Origin of the sequence: Treponema socranskii subsp. buccale (assembly GCF_024181585.1) — a bacterium.
Taxonomy (GTDB): domain Bacteria; phylum Spirochaetota; class Spirochaetia; order Treponematales; family Treponemataceae; genus Treponema_D; species Treponema_D buccale.
In genome coordinates this window covers 1,399,634-1,416,620 of the sequence record NZ_CP054258.1, presented here as the reverse complement: position 1 = coordinate 1,416,620, position 16,987 = coordinate 1,399,634, and the positions used below count along the sequence as shown (strand labels likewise).

The window sequence follows — 16,987 nt, the reverse complement described above, 5'->3', positions numbered from 1 at the left end:
GATAGCATGATTTTTGAAAACAAGCTATGAAATGTCTGGATTTTATTATTTTTTAGGTTATTCAAGATAAATACGCCCGCTTATTTTTTGTCTTTACGAAAAAAACTTTTCTTCCGCTTTGTAACTTCAGGTTTCTTTTCTTTAATAACATCCGCGGTTGCATGCAGTTCACTTATACAAGTATCATTATATTTTTCTCCGGGATAGACTTCTAGAATCGTTAGTTTTAGGAATAAACATACATGACCGTCATTAATAAAGTTGCCGGATAATTCTATCGGTATATCAAATAATTGTTCTTCTGAATTGTCCGCAAATATAAACTCATTTTTACTAATATTTATTGGGCTATCTATCGCTTGCGTACCACGTTGATCTTCAAATTCTAAAATCGATACTTCATAAATATCTATTCTACTTTTTTTTATTCGATTATTTGAAAAATAAGTTTTATCATTTTTACAAAACCCATTGTTTATTTTTAACGAGATATTCAATTTCTTTTTTTGATTACCATCTGAATATGAAAAATAATAACCGTTCAAATCTATTGGGATAATAACCCATTCGTTTATTCCTGAGCCGTCCACACCTTCAACCCATGCCGTAGATAAATCATTATCCTGTATATTATGGTATTCATAAAGTGTCTTATTATTATTCTCAATTAAAACAGAACTTCTACCTTGTAACCACTCTTGTTCTATTGTTCTTTGAAAAGATCGAAAATATCCATTGACAATATCTTTAGACATGTCCGGGTTCTGAGAATATGAAAAGGAACATGTAAAAATAAAAGCAATTAAAAAATATTTGATTTTCATTCTTCGACCTCCAAGTATCTTATCCAATGCCGTCCCAATTCATACTTTTCATACGAATATTCAACATAAGCACCGTTTTTATCGGTTCCATATAACTATAACAGGAGGTCTAAAGCTTAATTTGACAGTGTCGCATATGCAGCAAATTCACTTATGCAGGTATCAGAATATTTTTCACCTTTATATACTTCAAGAATTTCAAATTTTAAAAAAAGACCGACATGTCCTTCTTTCGAAGTATTCTTTAAAGTAACTTTATGAAAAAATGTTTGCAGTGTCATTGTATCTTCAAGGTTTATTTCATAAACACCGATTTCTAAAGGAACTGTATCGTCTTTTACATAAGTACCTATTTGAGCATCTATTAATGGTATGTCATATACATATATGCGTGCTTTTTTGACTCTGTTATTATTGTTATATGTTGTTTTGGATTTACAAAATCCGTTATTAATATTTATTTCCAATTCGATTTCTTGATTCTTAATTTTCCTATTATAAAAATAATTCGTTTCAAATCCATAAAGTTTTACAGGAGCAAAAAAATACTCTCCAACGCCGTCATTGGAAGCTCCTTCAACCCATGCTGTCGTTATATCGTCATCAAAGATATTGAAAATTTCATAATGTGTTTTGTCATAACCGGTTTCAATTAAAACGGAACTGCGCCCGCTTTTCCAAACTTCATTAGAATACTGTGACAGCGTCTCATAATAAGAATTAGCAATCTGTTTGAGTTCTTTTTGACTTTGTGCATAAAAAAATAATGAGCATAACTGCAGATAGATAATAATACAAGCTTTTTTTTTCATTAGTTTTCTCCCTTTTTTTCCAGAATTCGTATCCATTTCTTTCCAATATCATATTTATTTTTAGGATATTCGATAAAAGCACCGTTTTTATCGGTTCCGTAATTAGAATTTGTCCCTTTCTCAAGATTCCCATACGGGTCATGAATTATTAATACGTCTTTTGTATAACCGATACAAACGACAACATGTCCACAAAAAAAGAATTCTACTTATTCCTTGTCCTTACGAAAAGGACTTTTCTTCCGCTTTGTAACTTCAGGTTTCTTTTCTTTTACAACATCCGCGGTTGCGTGCAGTTCACTTATGCAAGTATCATTATATTTTTCTCCGGGATAGACTTCTAGAATTGTTAACTGAATAAACAAACATAAAAAACCATCTGAATAAGAGGCTTTAGGATAAAAGTTAAAATAAAATTTCTGTTCTGTATTAGAATCAACTAATTCTATATATGTCTCAAAAGTTATATAAGGTTCTTCAAGAGCAACGGTTTCATGTTGTCCTAATCATAGGGGAACTTCATATAATGTTATTTTTGCTTTTTTTACACGATTATTATTCTTGAATGTACTTGTATTTTTACAAAAACCATTAAATATATTTAATCGTAAAGAGATTTTCTTCGTTGCTATTTCATTATCATAGTATAGACTTTGATAATTCCCATTTACAGGAGTCATTACCCATTCGCCTATACCTTCACCTTTTACACCTTCAACCCAAGCGGTTGATAAATCATTATCCCAAATTTTAACTTGCTCATAATGTAACCCATCATAGCCATTTTCTATTAATGCTGTACTTCGACCTTCCGACCAGTACTGATCAGGCCAGTCCAATAATGTTGTGAAATAATTATTTACGGATTGTTTTGTTAATAAATCATTAGAAAATAAATCTTTATAAGTAGCAAGCACTAACATTAAAACAATAATTCTTTTCATTTCATAATCTCCCATAAAAAGTCAACGAACAAGGTGACTTTCTAAGCTATTTAATTCATGGCAGCAAGGGCTTGTTCGGTAAGAGTCAGAGGCTTATATGTGCCCATCATCTTTTTTGAATCAAAGTCCTGTCCTTCTGTGAGCAACGCCCACACGATTTCCGCCATCTTCCTTGCAGCTGCAACAATCGATTTGCCGCTGCCTTTATTCTTTTTCATATAATCCAGTCGTTGCATGATTCTCCATCCCCAAGTATCTTTGCATCGCCGAATTCCCAACACCAACTGAACATATGCCGTCCTCAATTCCTGTGGTCCTCGCTTCGTAATCTTTCCGTGACGAACACTCTCGTTTGAATCCTGTACCCACGGAACAAGTCCACAAAAGGCCGCATATTTCTTTGCATTCGCGAACCTGCCTATATCTTCGGTGTACGCCCTGATTATCCATGCCGTGATTTTTCCGCAGCCTCGGATTGTCATAAGACGATTGACCATTGCATCATCTTCTGTTAATTCGCTTAAATGCTTTTCAATTATCTTGACTGATTCTATCATCTGCTCTATGATTTGAAATATCAGTTTTACTGATTGTGCTTCGAGCACGAGGTCGCTATGCGACAACAGGGTGTCCGGAACTTTCTGGCGCCCTTTTTTACTTTGTAAGCTTCTCAGCTCATCATCAAGCCCCATGCTTACCAGAAGCGCATGAACCTCATTCTTTTGTCCCACAATTGAACGAACAAGTCTTTCCCGCGATTTGAATAACCTTCTCAGGTTCTCCGTTTCCTTGCTGCAGATATGGCTTTCCGGAAGCATATCCTTTGAAAGAAACCATGAAATTGTCGAAGCGTCATGCTTGTCGGTTTTCTTCGTCGATTCGTTGATTACCTTAAACTTCAATGTATTGATTACCGTCACTTCCGCTCCGGCTTTCTCAACCTGATTCTTAAAGAATCTTGTGTTTCCGGTTGATTCAACTCCGATTTTCACTGTAAAGTCCACCGCTTTGTACCCGGCAATCCTTTTAAGAAACTTCGTATAACCGGCTGCTGTAGTCGGGTACTGCTTGATTTCAGACAAACTTTCAATTCTGTCCCCAACTCTCACATGCACGGTAAACTGTGTCTTGTGTAAATCAACGCCAATGTAAACTGTCATGATGACCTCCGTTTTGCTTCAGCGGAAAGTCTGATCGGTACTGTGTTCCATTCCGCTGGAAACTTCGTTGCGAGGTTCCCATTCAGTCTCTTACGACTATCGTATGATACGGCAAAAGCTCTTCATTCTCCTTTCCAGAGGTCATGCCTCTACAAGATATGACGAACTATTGTCTGGGTTCCGCTGAATCACTTCAGCTTATCACATTACCGCTTGTTCGTTTTCCTTTTTATCATACCTCCTTTTATGTAATTGTTTTTACCCAACGTTTTCCTATATCATATTTATTTTTAGGATATTCGATAAAAGCACCGTTTTTATCGGTTCCGTAATTAGAATTTGTCCCTTTCTCAAGATTCCCATATGGGTCATGAATTATTAATGCTTTTTCTGTATAATCAATACATACAACTACATGTCCACTGAAAAAGAATTCTACTTATTCCTTGTCCTTACGAAAAAAACTTTTCTTCCGCTTTGTAACTTCAGGTTTCTTTTCTTTAACAACATCCGCGGTTGCATGCAGTTCACTTATACAAGTATCATCATATTTTTCTCCGGGGTAGACTTCTAAAATCGTTAGTTTTAGGAATAAACATACATTGCCTGTTGTATAAGTTCCCACTAAATTAAATTTTTTTTCTAAATATTGTGTCTTCATTGAATCATTAATAAAAATATCAATTTCAGCACTCTTTATTGGTTCTTCTATAGCCTCTGTTCTATGTTGTCCAACTTGTAAAGGTACTTCATATATAGCTAGATTTGCTCTTTTTACTCTATTATTATTTTTAAATAATGTTTCCGTCCTGCAAAATCCATTATTTATTTTCAAGGTAAGATTCATTGGTAAATTCTCTATATGGTCTTCATAATTTAAATATTGATAATCACCATCTATGAAAACGATTACCCACTCTCCAATACCATCTCCATTCACCCCTTCAGCCCAAGCTGTCGAAAGGTCATCATCATCCAACATTTCCCATTCATATTCTTTTTCATTTTTCGTTTCTTCAATTAAAACAGAACTTCTCCCTTGCTTCCAATGTATGATATCCGTCCAATAGTTTGTAATAGTATTTTTCGAAATATCATTTCTTTGAGAAAAAAGATTACACTCCATTAAAACAATAAAAATTATAAATAATACTTTTTTCATATATCTTTTTCCTCCAAATATCTAATCCAATGATTCCCAATATCATATTTGTTTTTAGGATATTCAACATAAGCACCGTTTTTATCCGAACCATATTGATTATTTTTACCCTTTTCTAGATTTCCATATGGGTCATGAATTATTAATGCTTTTTCTGTATATCCAATAACCACTACAATATGACCACGGGTTTTAAGATTTCTATCTTTATAATTCAATGATAAAATAACAGGATTTCCAGAATCAATTTGATCAATAATATTCGTTAAGTTTACATCATTATTTAATGTTTTTCTTTCTAAATTATTAGTATCATTTTTCTTTGGTAGAATATCATCATACATTTCAATTGGATTATCCCACAGGGCTTTTTTCTGTCCATATCCGTAACCTTCTTTCTTAGCAATCTCGTACAGTTCATCTTCCAACTGTTTTGTAGGATCCGTAGGCTTTACACCTTTAGAGGCTAATACCATTGCAAGAGATGTCAGTTGACACATTACATCCCCGTACACTCTGTTCTTTCCCGTTCCTTCATCGGTTCTATTATCCCTTTGATGAAAATACGGCACGTTCCCAAGAACTTTGCCTGTTCCGTCATCCAGCTCGATTATAGTTCCGTTTATTCCGCTGATATTAACAATATCGTCGAATTTCCTTTCCTTATCTCCTATGAGCAGCTCCATTACAAGCTGTTCTCTTTCGAGGACACATTCGTAATAAATAAAGCAGCTGTCTTCTTCCTTTTCACGGTACGGCTTTTCCGGTGCGTCCGAAAGTAAATGCCTATCTCCGCTCCGTATGCATTCCCATAGGCATACCGTCCGTACCAAAATTCTACGCGGTATTCTTTGTCTTTATAAGGGAATACTATATAAAATAATCTTTTCCATGCGCTTTATTCTTTTACCAGCCCTTTTTCAACTAAGTAATTGTATATAGTGGGGTCTTCAAAGAAATCTCGTGTTTCTTCCGCAAGCACAAGACAAGACATACCGGATTTATTCTTCCAGTAAATATCGGGATTGTACTCCAAAAGCAGTTTAAAAATATCAAAGCCCGGCCCGTTTGAGTGCGCAGTAGCTTTTATGAGCGGTGTGCTTTGCTGCTTATTACGTTCATTAACATCAGCACCTTTATCAAGCAGTATTTTAATCAACTTGAAGACCTCGTCGTAATCAGTTGAATTATCATCGCACAAATAATGCAGCGCGGTATTGCCGCCGCTGTCTTTTAGATTGATATCTATCCCCTCATTTATCAAGAACTCCGCGATATCCCATTTATGACCGGATAGCGCTTCATGCAATAAAGAAAATCCGTACCGATTTTGTTCGTTCAGTTTCGACTTATCGTATTTTTCCAAAAACGCTTCAAACGGACCATACATTGCAAGGGTATAGAGACCGGCTTTTTCGTAATTAACGCCTTCTACATAATCAATTTTCTTTGTCATTTGACTGCTCCTTACCATTACTTGTTTTTATGACTAATATATCCCAACTTCTTCTATTCCCCTTTGTGTCCCCTATTAAAAGGTATGGTTTGCGGTTCATAGTTCCCAGCCTCTTTGTACCACTCTAAAAACTTCTCTTCTGAAATATCACCTCTGATAAAGAAATCGTATATATCAGAATATTTTTGATCTTCCAAATGCCCCATATCCCATTGCCCGTTACGAGGTATATCTTTGTTCCATGATACTGTACCATGCTCTGTACGTATATATTCCGTATTATTTTTACTAAAACAAAAATTCTTTGGGTTTTCCTGCGCATTTTTCCATACCGTTTCTACTTGCCCTTCTTTATAAGACGGACGACCTTTCCAGTATTTGGGCGGGTAACCGTGTCGTTTTATCAGGCTTGCAGCTTCATCTCCGTAGCGGTTTAAAAAGCGTTTTAGGTTTTTAGGATCATGCGCAAGTTCGCTCATCAGTTTTGTCTGCTGCGGAGAGGGCAGGCGAGTATCCTGCTGTGCGTTGCGCGTTTTTGCCATTTGTGAATGTTTGGGAAACTGCCGTCTCTGAGGCGCTTTCGACCGTGCCGGCTGCGCCTACTGTGCCAAGCGTACGTGTCCGTGTCTCAGCATCGCCGTGTGCCGGCCGTGCAGTGTTGCGTGTTGCTTTCATAATTACCGCTTGTTCGGCATTTGCAGCATTGGCGCTCTGTACGAACGGCACAAGAACCTCTGCGCCGTAAAAAAAATTACTGTTTTTTCTTATCGATTAGTGCTCGGTACGCAGGGTCCTTATTCCTAAAATTCCGCCAGCCGGAATTCTTTTTGGCCATCTTAAAATATTGTTTTGCCTTTTCCAAATCCCCCTTTGCAAAGGCGACTACCCCTACTTGAAAAGCTCCTTCACCGCCGAGATTGTGTATTCCTTCATACTGCATCCCGATCTCAGCCCATTTTTCCGCTACGTCCAGCAAGTTCGCCTTAAGGGCTTCTTTCACAATATCATGAACAATTAAATAAGAATTATTTACTTCTACCGGATTTTCTTTTATTGTTTCCCATAGTTTTAACATCTCGGCAATGTATTCCTTCGGCGCCGGGCGTGGCGTTTTCATTGCCACTTCAAAATATTTATCCGCAATATCTTCCATTATGTAACCTCCTATTGTTTTTCAGCGATAATGTACCAAATCGTACGGATAATATTTCACCCCTTTCAGCTCCGTGTCGTCCAACCGTAAAATCTTCACTACCGCACCTGCTTCAAAACTCCAATAGCCGTAATAAACATTGACAGAACTCTTGTGCGCCGCATAACATCCGCAGTCTGCATTATACCAATGTTTATTTAAATATTCTTTTAGTATCTCCGTACTTTTATGCTTTACTGCATCTCGCAGTATACTAAGATGTTTGGGAAACAAAAGCCGTTCTTGTATATCCGTTTCTTTATCGAAAAATGAATTAAGAAAATAACTGAACAGCCAATCACGGATATTCGCCTTTTCAAAATATTTTTTTATATGTTTTATCCGTTTAGAATCAACAGCAAATAAGACAGCTAACGAAAGCATTTTTAAATTCTTATTATAAAAGTCCGGTTCAAAAATCTCACCCCAATCATCCATTAATTCAACAAAATCACTCTTCATAGCAGATACTTCATCTCCTTTAGAATATTTTGCCGTCAGTATTCCGAGTTTTAAATCGTGGATATATGCCTTTACTGGCAATATCCTATCCGATCGTATTTGTCCGCTCTGTAAGTCTAATAAGAATCTTTTAACCCGTTCAGAATCTTTATTAATAAAATCATTAAAATATGCTTCCGTTTTTATGCCGTCCCGCATCATATTTTCCCTATTCTTAAAATATGGATTTTTCCCTTGTTTTTTAGAGATACCCTCTAATTAGTTCGGATAGCTTACAGTTTTCATGAATCGCCTCGACCATTTGCGCTATTTCAAGTGCGGTTTTTCCGGCTTTATTTTTGAGCGTAAAATCAGGATGCTGCTGACATAAAAACTCAACGAACGAACAATTCTCATGCCCTTGCACCCGCAAGATTGCCAGTATTAAAACCGTACTGCCTTTTTGATTTTGAATATTGATGTCCGCTCCGTGCGCCAATAACAGTTTTGCCGTTGTGATTGCTTGAGTAATATCATTATCATCGCACAAATAATGCAGCGCGGTATTGCCGCTGCTGTCTTTTAGATTGACATCTATCCCCTCATTTATCAAAAACTCCGCGATATCCCATTTATGACCGTATAGCGCGGCATGGAGTAAAGAAAATCCGTATTTATCTTGTTCATTGAGTTTCGACCTATCGTATTTTTCTAAAAACGCTTCAAACGGACCGTATTCCGCCAACGTATTAAGGCCGGCTACATCGTAGTTTACACCGGCAACATACTGTATTTCTTTTTTCATTTTTTCTCCTTCAATCCTCTATTGTATCTGGGAAGCTGCGGTTCGTAATTTTTAGCGTTTCTATACCACTCTAAAAAGGTGTCCTCTGTTATTTCGCCGCTCAGATATTTATCGTATTCCCTCGCATAAATATTCGGTTTGTTTATATCCTCAACTATATGCCCCATATCCCATTGCCCGTTACGAGGTATATCTTTGTTCCACGTTATCAGTTCTGAATTTTCATTTATAAAATAATCTTTTCCATGCGCTTTATTTTTCCATACCGTTTCTACTTGCCCTTCTTTATAAGACGGGCGGCCTTTCCAGTATTTGGGCGGGTAACCGTTTCTAAAAACACAGTACTCACGGCAAGCAGAAGAAATCTATAACCTCTGCTGCAAAAAATATCAACAGTATTCAAAAATGCATTTTATATATTTATTATGGTTCTCCACATATTTATCCAAATAGTATTTCATTATTTTTGCATCTTCCGGTAGTTTTTTGATCATATCATTCCAACCGATACAAATTAATTTTTCAGGTAACTCAACCAAGCCTGTTATGGCATTCCAAAATGCGTTCCAATTCATGCCATAAAAATCGGGAAAACCAAGTTTTTTCTTTAACAAGTCGTGAAGTTCCTCAGAATTTTGCACAGAATTTAAATCGATTTCTACTGTTCCTTTTCTTTCATTATTTTCCATTTGTTGTCTCCTACGATTATTGTCAAATTACTTCCACGCTTTAACATCTCAGCAATGTATTCTTTCGGTGCCGGGTGCGGCTTTTTCATTGCCGCCTCGAAATATTTATCCGCAATATCTTCCATGTATGTAACTTCCTATTTTTTTTCAGCGATAATGCACCAAATCATACGGATAATATTTTAACCCTTTCAGCTCCGTGTCATCCAACCGTAAAATCTTCACAACCGCACCTGCTTCAAAACTCCAATAGCCGACGTACGTCTCCGTATTGTGCGTATCATACCATGAACAATCTTTATGCAGTTTGTACCATTTACTTTTAAGATACACCTCTATTTTTTGCAGTTGTTTAATTGGATTTTTTTCATCGATTATTATTTTTAAATCGTTATAAATTCCGCCAAATACAAAATTATTGCCGCTACTTGTCCAACTTGTATCAAGATACTTTAATAAGAAGCCAACCAAAAAATCATTAACGTTTTCTGCAAGAATTTTCTCTTCCAACTGTTTAATCTTCATACTGTCGATAGCAAGAAGCGCACCTAATGATAAAATTTTAATCAATTTCATATATCCGGAATTGATATTCCATGTCTTGCAAAAATACGGCAATAACGAATTATATTCGTGCGATATTTCATTTAAATCCGATCCTAAAGAATACATTATATTAATAATCTTTTGATATGTATCCGCAATAATACTATACCCGTTTTGTACACCCTTATCTTTTTCTCCTCTCGATGCAATAACATCCTTTAAAGCTTGTTCGAACGTGACTAAACTTGCCCGTTCTTCTGCAAGTTTTAATTTAAAATATTTCTGATCTTTTACAGTATCTCGCATCATACGTTACCTTCTTGCTATATTATCTCTATTTTAATTTTTATCTATTGTGATAAGTTGTCTACCAACATTATCAGGATTAATAATCATTTCTAATTTAATCTTATCAGCTACATCTTTACCAACTGCGCTTTCCAATCGTTCACTAATCCAGTCATTGCTCATCTGTTTTGTCCCATCAGATAATACTGAAAGTACCGATCTGCCGTATTTGGCTTCACCGATAATATACGACGGTTGTCCGTCCTGATTATAATACACGCCATCCAATCCCTTGTGTATAGGCGCATTCAAATCCGTCACTTTATCAATGCTGATACGTTTATATCCTTGTTCTTCAAAATAAATATCCATTTTCATCTCTCCGTAATTTCCTCTTTGGATATTATTTTCCAGCTTTATCTTTCCCCGTTCAACCGAGTCTATGATTTCTCTTTGAGTAACCTGCTTCCTGTTTCTAAATCGCTCCTTTGTCATTTTTGACAGCCTGCCTAAAAAAGCAAACAGTATTGTTATCCCTACGGCAGCTGCTGCTTCGGCAAAAATACTTCCCGCTTCCGCCAACGCTCCTTCCGACTGCGCATTTCGTACCCGGTCTACAAAATCCACTTCTATGATATAGTTTCCGCTCTCTCATTACATTGGGGCTTTCCGAATCTATCTGTAATTTTAAATAATTCTTTCTGTTGTGCGGTTAAACTCGTTCAGTATTACTCTATCAAGGATGTGTTTTCTATTATATTTCCAGCTTCTGTATACTATCCGATCAGGTGTTTGATATTCCATAATCTCGGATTCTTTTTTTACATTCTTATGTCTTTTCTACCAAAATATTGATACATACATCGCTATACGTAGTGCCCTCATATACGTCCATGATCGTTATGACAATATCTCCACCTCGTGCTTGATTTTTATAATCTTCGTCCGTATACATGACTATCGTTTGTAAATCGGGCGTATCTTTTAAATCGACATATTTTACAATACCGGTTTTTTTATACTGAATTTTAAGTTTTTTCGGCCGTGCATTTTTTGTCCACAAAGCTCTGTTTTTTACCGAAACATAACCCGAACCGAGTATCAAAAACTCGCCGTACATATCGTGTATGGTCAAAGTTGCGCCGATGCCGTTTTTCCCGCCTGCAGGTACCCACGGCAACAGGATTTCGGTCGAAAGGTTTTCAACCGAATACACAGTCTTTCCTTCGCGCAGCTCCGAACTTGCGCGTATTTTATCTCTTTTATAAATAACAAACGGCTCTATTGCAGCTTTTGTGTGCTCCGCCGAAATTACCAGTTCTCCCGTCTTTGTATCGTAAAAATAGCAAGCTTGTTCATTCGAAAGCAGTAGAAAATATCGCTTTACACCGTTACCGCTGATGAAAATATACGGCAATCCCTCTTCATAGCTCAATTCATAATGATATGTGCCGTCTTTTAACAGTTTATTCTGGTATAACCAATTACGAACATCCAGTTTATTTTCAGAAATAAATCTAAAACATTCAAACTCTTGTGTTTGATATAAAATTCCGATTTCAGGAGTAGCAAATATGTACAACTGCCCAATGATAAAATATAAAAGTATGTAAACATATTTTTTCATTGTATTACCACCTTTATTGTATCTCCGTTTGTCTATCTTAACGGTAGTATAAAAATATCGTTAATACAAGTGTCTTGATATTTTTCTCCCGGATATACGTCTTTTATGACAAGTTTGATCGTATCGCTTGCTGCAAGTGTCCTGCCTTTAAGCAAATCCTGATAGTCGCTCGTATCTTCGAGGCGGACATCTTTATAAAAGGTATTATTTATATAGACGGAAAGTATTTTCGGCCGTGAGTTGGCATTGTATAAATCGGGACGGGAATAATCGACATAGCCGATTGAAATAAATATTTTTTGTTTGCCAAATACTTCGGCATATGAATTGTTTTTTTTCAATGAAAACTCAAGCCGTTCTCCGATACCCTGTCCTTGTACGCCCTCGCACCATGGAGCGGCCCATACCGTACGTTTTTCGGGAAAATTACAGCCCATATCGTTTATCGAATAGCTTTTTGTTTTTTCTTTTAAAAATGAACTTTGTTTTACTTCGGTATCGTGCACATGATATTCCCACGTATCGTATGCATTTTTTGCGCCGTACAAACACGTACCGTCTTTATTAAGCAAAACGAAAAAATATTCGTTCTTAAAAAATACGGCTTCCCGCTCCATGCCGTCGTTTTTTTTTACTTCGAATTTTTTACTGTCAGATGAAACATACTGTCGGTCGGATTCCGTATATCGTATATACGGTACACCGTTCTTTTCGACGGTTGAAAATGTGATTGTCTGATCATAGCTGTTATAACGGCTTCCGAGTGAGCGCTCTTGTATATGCAGCGTATTTTCATTGAGATAATACGTTGCATTCTTATCGCCCGCGGAAAACGTATATACATCGAATCCGCCAAATGAATTATCGCTCGCCGACAGGTTTTCTCCCGCATAGGCGGTCATTATAAGAAGAACTGAAATCGAAAAAAGTATTGACAGCAATTTTTTTGGATTCATATTATAATAATTCGCACGGCGGCCTGTCCGTGCGAATTTAAAAATGCATTAGGTTCAATTTCGAGTTTTCTAAAACTCGCAGGGTTGTCGAAAAGATAACCGCCTTTTGAGATAGTCCCTTTTCCATCCGTTTCGTTCACCAATTGAAGGACGAGTTTGGAAAGTAAGTACAATTGGGCATCTCGAAAAACTCACCTTTAGCGATTTTTTCGAGATGCTGACGAGTTGTAACTCGCTGTATTATCGCGAGTTATAACATCGCCTTTTCAAAGTTACCTCTAAAAACTGCAGTTTTTAGAGGTTCCCTAGTATGTGCATACGGCGAGGTTCCGACCGTATGCCGAAACATCTTGACGTGTGCGCGATGCGGCGTAGCAGCGGGAGACACGCGTGCGACTTTGTGCGTTCCGCTTGCGTAAGCGGCGCTTAAAAGCACAACCGTTCCCTAAATACTGCGAGTTTGCAACGCAAACTCGGTAGTGAGGCGAAGCCGAACGCAGCGCCCGCTGCGAGAGCCGCGTTCGCATATGTCTACAAAGATTGTACGTTGGTCATCCTCGCCGTAAACACAACGTTATTAGCTGATACCTTCCAAACTCGACTTTCGACCTATCAATATTTTTTATCCGCGTAGCCGATCCACCCGTCGCTTTCGACGAGTGTCTTTGCAAAACCGTCGAGCGTAAACGGATAGCTTTTCGAAAGGCTTCCCGCAATCAGCTTTACTTTTGCGCTGCCGTCGTCGTTTTGCACGATTTTGCATTCGGCGTCTTTATCCGAAAACGTGCGGAATATATCGTCTATCGATTTTTTATCGAGTTCGATAGCCATCATGCCGCAGTTGAACATGTTTTGCCGAAATATCCGCGCAAAGTTTACCGCGATGACGACGGAAATGCCGTTCACTTCGAGCGCCCACGGAGCGTGTTCGCGTGAAGAGCCGCAGCCGAAATTTTCCCGCGCGATGATGACGCGCTTGCCTGCGATATCGGTTTTCGGATTAAAGCCGTCGAGCTTTAAATCTTCGAGCAGATAGGGCTTGAGCGCCTGCTTTGAAATTTCGGTAAGATACTTCGCCGGAATGATTTCGTCGGTGTTGATGTCGGAGCGGTCGAGAAAGAGCACGCTCCCTCCGAATTGTTTCACCTCATACCTCCCAAAAAACTTTTGTAGAAATTTGCAAATTTCGAAAAAGTTTTTTGCCGTGCGCAAGCTTGGTAACGAAGGAGCTTTGCTCCGAAGTTCCAAGCGGCGCACATGTTCGATAATCGAGTTTGCAAAATATAACGCAACACATTCATACGATTTTTATCGAACCGGTATGTATGCACGTTTTTTTGCAAACGTCCGAGCAAACTCGAGATCAAAGTACCGACGCTGTTTCAGTCGGCGCTTTGATCATACCTCCTGATAAAGCGATGAATTGCATATCGTGCCGGCGATTGCCGTTGCGCTCGCCGTCGCGGGGCTCATCAAGTGAACCATGCCGCCTTTTCCCATTCTGCCGTTAAAATTGCGGTTCGTCGTGGACGCACACACTTCTCCTTCTGCGAGCACTCCGTTCGACATGCCGAGGCACGCGCCGCAGGTCGGATTCGTAACGCAAAATCCCGAGTCCATAAAGATGTCGATAATGCCTTCTTTGAGCGCCGTTTTGTACGTTTTCGGAGTTGCAGGGCTTACGATGGCGCGCACACCTTCGGCTATGCGTTTTCCTTTCAGCACTTCCGCCGCAATGCGGAGATCCGATATGCGTCCGTTCGTGCAGCTGCCGATATAGACTTGGTCGACTTTCGTGCCTTTCATATCGCGCACGTTTTTGACCTCGTCGGGTTTGTAGCCGACGGTACACACGGGCTCGATTTCACTGCAGTCGATCGATATCGTTTTTTCGTATTCGGCGTCCGCATCGCTTGTCCACTTGGAGTAGTCGGCGAGGGCGGCTTCTTTCGACGGATAATCGTCTTTAATAAATTCCCAAAGGTAGTCGACCGTATGCATATCCGGAGCGCAGATGCCCGACGTGCCGCCCGCTTCGACCGCCATATTGCACAGCGTCATGCGCTCTTCCATGCCGAAACTTTCAATGACGGGACCGGTGAATTCCATAACGCGGTCGGTCGCGCCGTTTACGCCGATTTTTGCGATGATCGAAAGGATGACGTCCTTGGCGAAAACGCCCGGACGCAGTTTTCCGTTTAAAATAAATTTGATCGATTTCGGTTCGCGGAACGCACACACGCCTTTTAATATACCGACTTCGATATCGGTCGTGCCGACTCCCGCGGCGAACGCGCCGAAAGCGCCGTGCGTACAGGTGTGCGAATCGCCCATGATGACGGTAAAGCCCGGGCGCACAAAGCCGCTTTCCGGAAAAATCGCATGGCACACGCCGTTTCGGCCTATGTCGAAAAAGTCTTTGATATGCTGCCGGTGCGCCCAATCGCGCAGGATTTTTCCCTGCGTCGCCGTTTTGCTGTCTTTTGCAGGAGTGACGTGATCGATAACCGCTTTGATTTTATCGCCGTCGAATACACTGTCTTTTCCGCGTTCGATCAGATCGGTGATCGCGACGGGAGTCGTGATTTCGTGGCAAAATACGCGGTCGAGTTTCAGTACCGATGTACCGGAAAAGGGCGTATCGATTCTGTGCGCATCGAATATTTTTTGTGCTATTGTTTTACCCATACTGCTCCTCGTGTATTTTTAATATCACTGAATAATTACAGCATAGTTAAAATCGATACGGGGGTCAAGAAGGCTGCCGAAACGCTAGTCGAGTACATCGATACCGAGCGAAGTAATCGCAGCGTTGATCGAAGCCACTACGGATTCATCGCCGTAATCGACGAGCACTTGCGCCTTCTCGGGAGAAGCCGTAACGCTTGTGACGCCGCTTACCGCGCGCACCGCATCTTCAACTTTTTTTGCAGTATCGCCGTCGAACATGCCGGCGACGTAAATCTTTTTTTGCATTTTTAGCTCCGCATTTCTTTTTTACTGCAGGCATTATAGATAAAAATATGCGGCATTTCAAGCGTTCGCATTCGTTTTACCGAGCTGTCCGCAGGCGCCGGAAATACTTTTTCCTCGGTGCATACGGAGCGTTACGTTGAGGCCTCCCTTTTCAAGACGCGAAACGAATTGTGCCGTTTCATCCTGACTTGGCGTTGCAAATGACAGCCCTTCTACGGGATTCCACGGGATGAGATTTACGTGCACATCCAAACCTTTTGCAAAGGCGATGAGGGCGTCCGCATCTTTTTCGCTCATATTTTTTCCCGAAAGCAATACGGCTTCGAGCGTAACCCGTTTTCCCGTTTTTTCGATGTAGTATGAAACGGCCTTTCGTAAATCGCTCAAAGAATTCGTTGAAGACGCGGGCATGAGTTCGCGGCGCAACACTTCGTCCGCCGTCGTAAGCGAAAGGGCGAGGCGCACGGCAGGGCCGTTATCCGCCAAATCGTATATACCGCTTACGATACCGACCGTGGATACCGTGATGCGGCGGCTCGAAAGATTTCTGCCGCGCTTATCGGTGAGCACGACGATCGCTTTCCGTACCGCTTCGAGATTTAAAAGCGGCTCTCCCATACCCATAAAGACGATATTATCGAGAGCACCCGCGTGCTTTTCAAGATATAAAAACTGTTCGACGATTTCTGCAGCGCTCAAATTTCTGGCAAGGCCGAGCGTTCCCGTTTTGCAAAACGCGCAGCCCATCGCGCAGCCGGCTTGACACGAAACGCAAGCCGTCTTCCGTCCCGCTTTATCGGTGAGGAGCACCGTTTCGACCGCGAGAGCGTCTTCCGTTTCTATCTGCAGCTTTACCGTGCCGTCGTCCGCTTTCAGCACGGCGGATACGCGAGTCGACCGGAGCAGCGCTTTTTCGGCAAGTGAGGCCCGCAGCTCTGCGCTCAGATTTGTCATCGCATCGAACGAATCGACACCCTTTCCGATCCACTGAAACAGTTGATTTCCGCGAAAAGAAGGGGAGAGTGAAAGGGAAGCGCACAGCTCTTCGGGCAAGAGACCGGCGAGTGCGATTTTATTCATGCGGCGCGGTACATCCGGCAAGAAAATTA

22 protein-coding genes and 1 pseudogene are annotated in these 16,987 nt (G+C 39.9%); all 23 read right to left on the bottom strand.

The window, feature by feature from the left end; translation table 11 throughout:
* Positions 1-80 precede the first annotated feature (80 nt).
* Positions 81-824, bottom strand: coding sequence for an NADase-type glycan-binding domain-containing protein (locus HRI97_RS06370; RefSeq protein ID WP_253724604.1), 744 nt, complete (start codon positions 822-824; stop codon positions 81-83).
* 116 nt (positions 825-940) lie between these two features.
* Positions 941-1,636 carry an NADase-type glycan-binding domain-containing protein gene (locus HRI97_RS06365; protein ID WP_253724603.1) on the bottom strand — a complete coding sequence of 232 codons (696 nt, stop codon included), beginning with the start codon at positions 1,634-1,636 and terminating at the stop codon, positions 941-943.
* A gap of 209 nt (positions 1,637-1,845) precedes the next feature.
* Positions 1,846-2,559: pseudogene (locus HRI97_RS12695) on the bottom strand (NADase-type glycan-binding domain-containing protein).
* 71 nt (positions 2,560-2,630) lie between these two features.
* Positions 2,631-3,740 carry an IS110 family RNA-guided transposase gene (locus tag HRI97_RS06355; RefSeq protein WP_253724601.1) on the bottom strand — a complete coding sequence of 370 codons (1,110 nt, stop codon included), beginning with the start codon at positions 3,738-3,740 and terminating at the stop codon, positions 2,631-2,633.
* A gap of 439 nt (positions 3,741-4,179) precedes the next feature.
* Positions 4,180-4,902 carry an NADase-type glycan-binding domain-containing protein gene (locus HRI97_RS06350; protein WP_253724600.1) on the bottom strand — a complete coding sequence of 241 codons (723 nt, stop codon included), beginning with the start codon at positions 4,900-4,902 and terminating at the stop codon, positions 4,180-4,182.
* Positions 4,899-5,588: a C39 family peptidase gene (locus HRI97_RS06345; protein WP_253724599.1), complete on the bottom strand. Its 690-nt coding sequence runs from the start codon at positions 5,586-5,588 to the stop codon at positions 4,899-4,901. The genes HRI97_RS06350 and HRI97_RS06345 overlap by 4 nt, the downstream gene beginning before the upstream one ends.
* Positions 5,588-5,776 carry a DUF4474 domain-containing protein gene (locus HRI97_RS12635; protein WP_366794534.1) on the bottom strand — a complete coding sequence of 63 codons (189 nt, stop codon included), beginning with the start codon at positions 5,774-5,776 and terminating at the stop codon, positions 5,588-5,590. The genes HRI97_RS06345 and HRI97_RS12635 overlap by 1 nt, the downstream gene beginning before the upstream one ends.
* Positions 5,777-5,800: 24 nt before the next feature.
* On the bottom strand, positions 5,801-6,358 hold the full coding sequence (locus tag HRI97_RS06340) for an ankyrin repeat domain-containing protein (protein WP_253724598.1): 558 nt from the start codon (positions 6,356-6,358) through the stop codon (positions 5,801-5,803).
* Between the two features lie 53 nt (positions 6,359-6,411).
* Entirely contained in the window at positions 6,412-6,900 is a 489-nt protein-coding gene (locus tag HRI97_RS06335) for a GH-E family nuclease (protein WP_253724597.1), read from the bottom strand.
* 209 nt (positions 6,901-7,109) lie between these two features.
* Complete coding sequence (locus HRI97_RS06330) at positions 7,110-7,511, bottom strand: hypothetical protein (protein ID WP_253724596.1); 402 nt, start codon at positions 7,509-7,511, stop codon at positions 7,110-7,112.
* Between the two features lie 21 nt (positions 7,512-7,532).
* Complete coding sequence (locus HRI97_RS06325; protein ID WP_253724595.1) at positions 7,533-8,213, bottom strand: PoNe immunity protein domain-containing protein; 681 nt, start codon at positions 8,211-8,213, stop codon at positions 7,533-7,535.
* Between the two features lie 40 nt (positions 8,214-8,253).
* Complete coding sequence (locus tag HRI97_RS06320; RefSeq protein WP_253724594.1) at positions 8,254-8,796, bottom strand: ankyrin repeat domain-containing protein; 543 nt, start codon at positions 8,794-8,796, stop codon at positions 8,254-8,256.
* Positions 8,793-9,005, bottom strand: a complete 213-nt coding sequence (locus HRI97_RS12630) for a GH-E family nuclease (protein WP_366794532.1) — start codon at positions 9,003-9,005, stop codon at positions 8,793-8,795. The genes HRI97_RS06320 and HRI97_RS12630 overlap by 4 nt, the downstream gene beginning before the upstream one ends.
* A gap of 180 nt (positions 9,006-9,185) precedes the next feature.
* On the bottom strand, positions 9,186-9,485 hold the full coding sequence (locus HRI97_RS06315; protein WP_253724593.1) for a barstar family protein: 300 nt from the start codon (positions 9,483-9,485) through the stop codon (positions 9,186-9,188).
* Positions 9,455-9,610: a hypothetical protein gene (locus tag HRI97_RS06310; RefSeq protein ID WP_253724592.1), complete on the bottom strand. Its 156-nt coding sequence runs from the start codon at positions 9,608-9,610 to the stop codon at positions 9,455-9,457. The genes HRI97_RS06315 and HRI97_RS06310 overlap by 31 nt, the downstream gene beginning before the upstream one ends.
* A gap of 22 nt (positions 9,611-9,632) precedes the next feature.
* Positions 9,633-10,340 carry a PoNe immunity protein domain-containing protein gene (locus tag HRI97_RS06305; RefSeq protein WP_253724591.1) on the bottom strand — a complete coding sequence of 236 codons (708 nt, stop codon included), beginning with the start codon at positions 10,338-10,340 and terminating at the stop codon, positions 9,633-9,635.
* A 30-nt stretch (positions 10,341-10,370) separates the two neighbouring features.
* Positions 10,371-10,946, bottom strand: coding sequence for a hypothetical protein (locus HRI97_RS06300; protein WP_253724590.1), 576 nt, complete (start codon positions 10,944-10,946; stop codon positions 10,371-10,373).
* Between the two features lie 202 nt (positions 10,947-11,148).
* The gene (locus HRI97_RS06295; RefSeq protein WP_253724589.1) at positions 11,149-11,754 is read right to left on the bottom strand and encodes an NADase-type glycan-binding domain-containing protein; all 606 of its coding nucleotides are present in this window, start codon (positions 11,752-11,754) and stop codon (positions 11,149-11,151) included.
* A gap of 224 nt (positions 11,755-11,978) precedes the next feature.
* Positions 11,979-12,902 carry an NADase-type glycan-binding domain-containing protein gene (locus tag HRI97_RS06290; protein ID WP_253724588.1) on the bottom strand — a complete coding sequence of 308 codons (924 nt, stop codon included), beginning with the start codon at positions 12,900-12,902 and terminating at the stop codon, positions 11,979-11,981.
* A gap of 612 nt (positions 12,903-13,514) precedes the next feature.
* Entirely contained in the window at positions 13,515-14,048 is a 534-nt protein-coding gene (locus HRI97_RS06285; RefSeq protein ID WP_253727276.1) for a 3-isopropylmalate dehydratase small subunit, read from the bottom strand.
* A gap of 252 nt (positions 14,049-14,300) precedes the next feature.
* Entirely contained in the window at positions 14,301-15,590 is a 1,290-nt protein-coding gene (locus tag HRI97_RS06280) for a 3-isopropylmalate dehydratase large subunit (protein ID WP_253727275.1), read from the bottom strand.
* Positions 15,591-15,674: 84 nt separating this feature from the next.
* Positions 15,675-15,878: a heavy-metal-associated domain-containing protein gene (locus HRI97_RS06275; protein ID WP_180486192.1), complete on the bottom strand. Its 204-nt coding sequence runs from the start codon at positions 15,876-15,878 to the stop codon at positions 15,675-15,677.
* Positions 15,879-15,935: 57 nt separating this feature from the next.
* Positions 15,936-16,958, bottom strand: a complete 1,023-nt coding sequence (gene rlmN, locus HRI97_RS06270; protein ID WP_253727274.1) for a dual-specificity RNA methyltransferase RlmN — start codon at positions 16,956-16,958, stop codon at positions 15,936-15,938.
* Between the last annotated feature and the right edge of the window lie 29 nt (positions 16,959-16,987).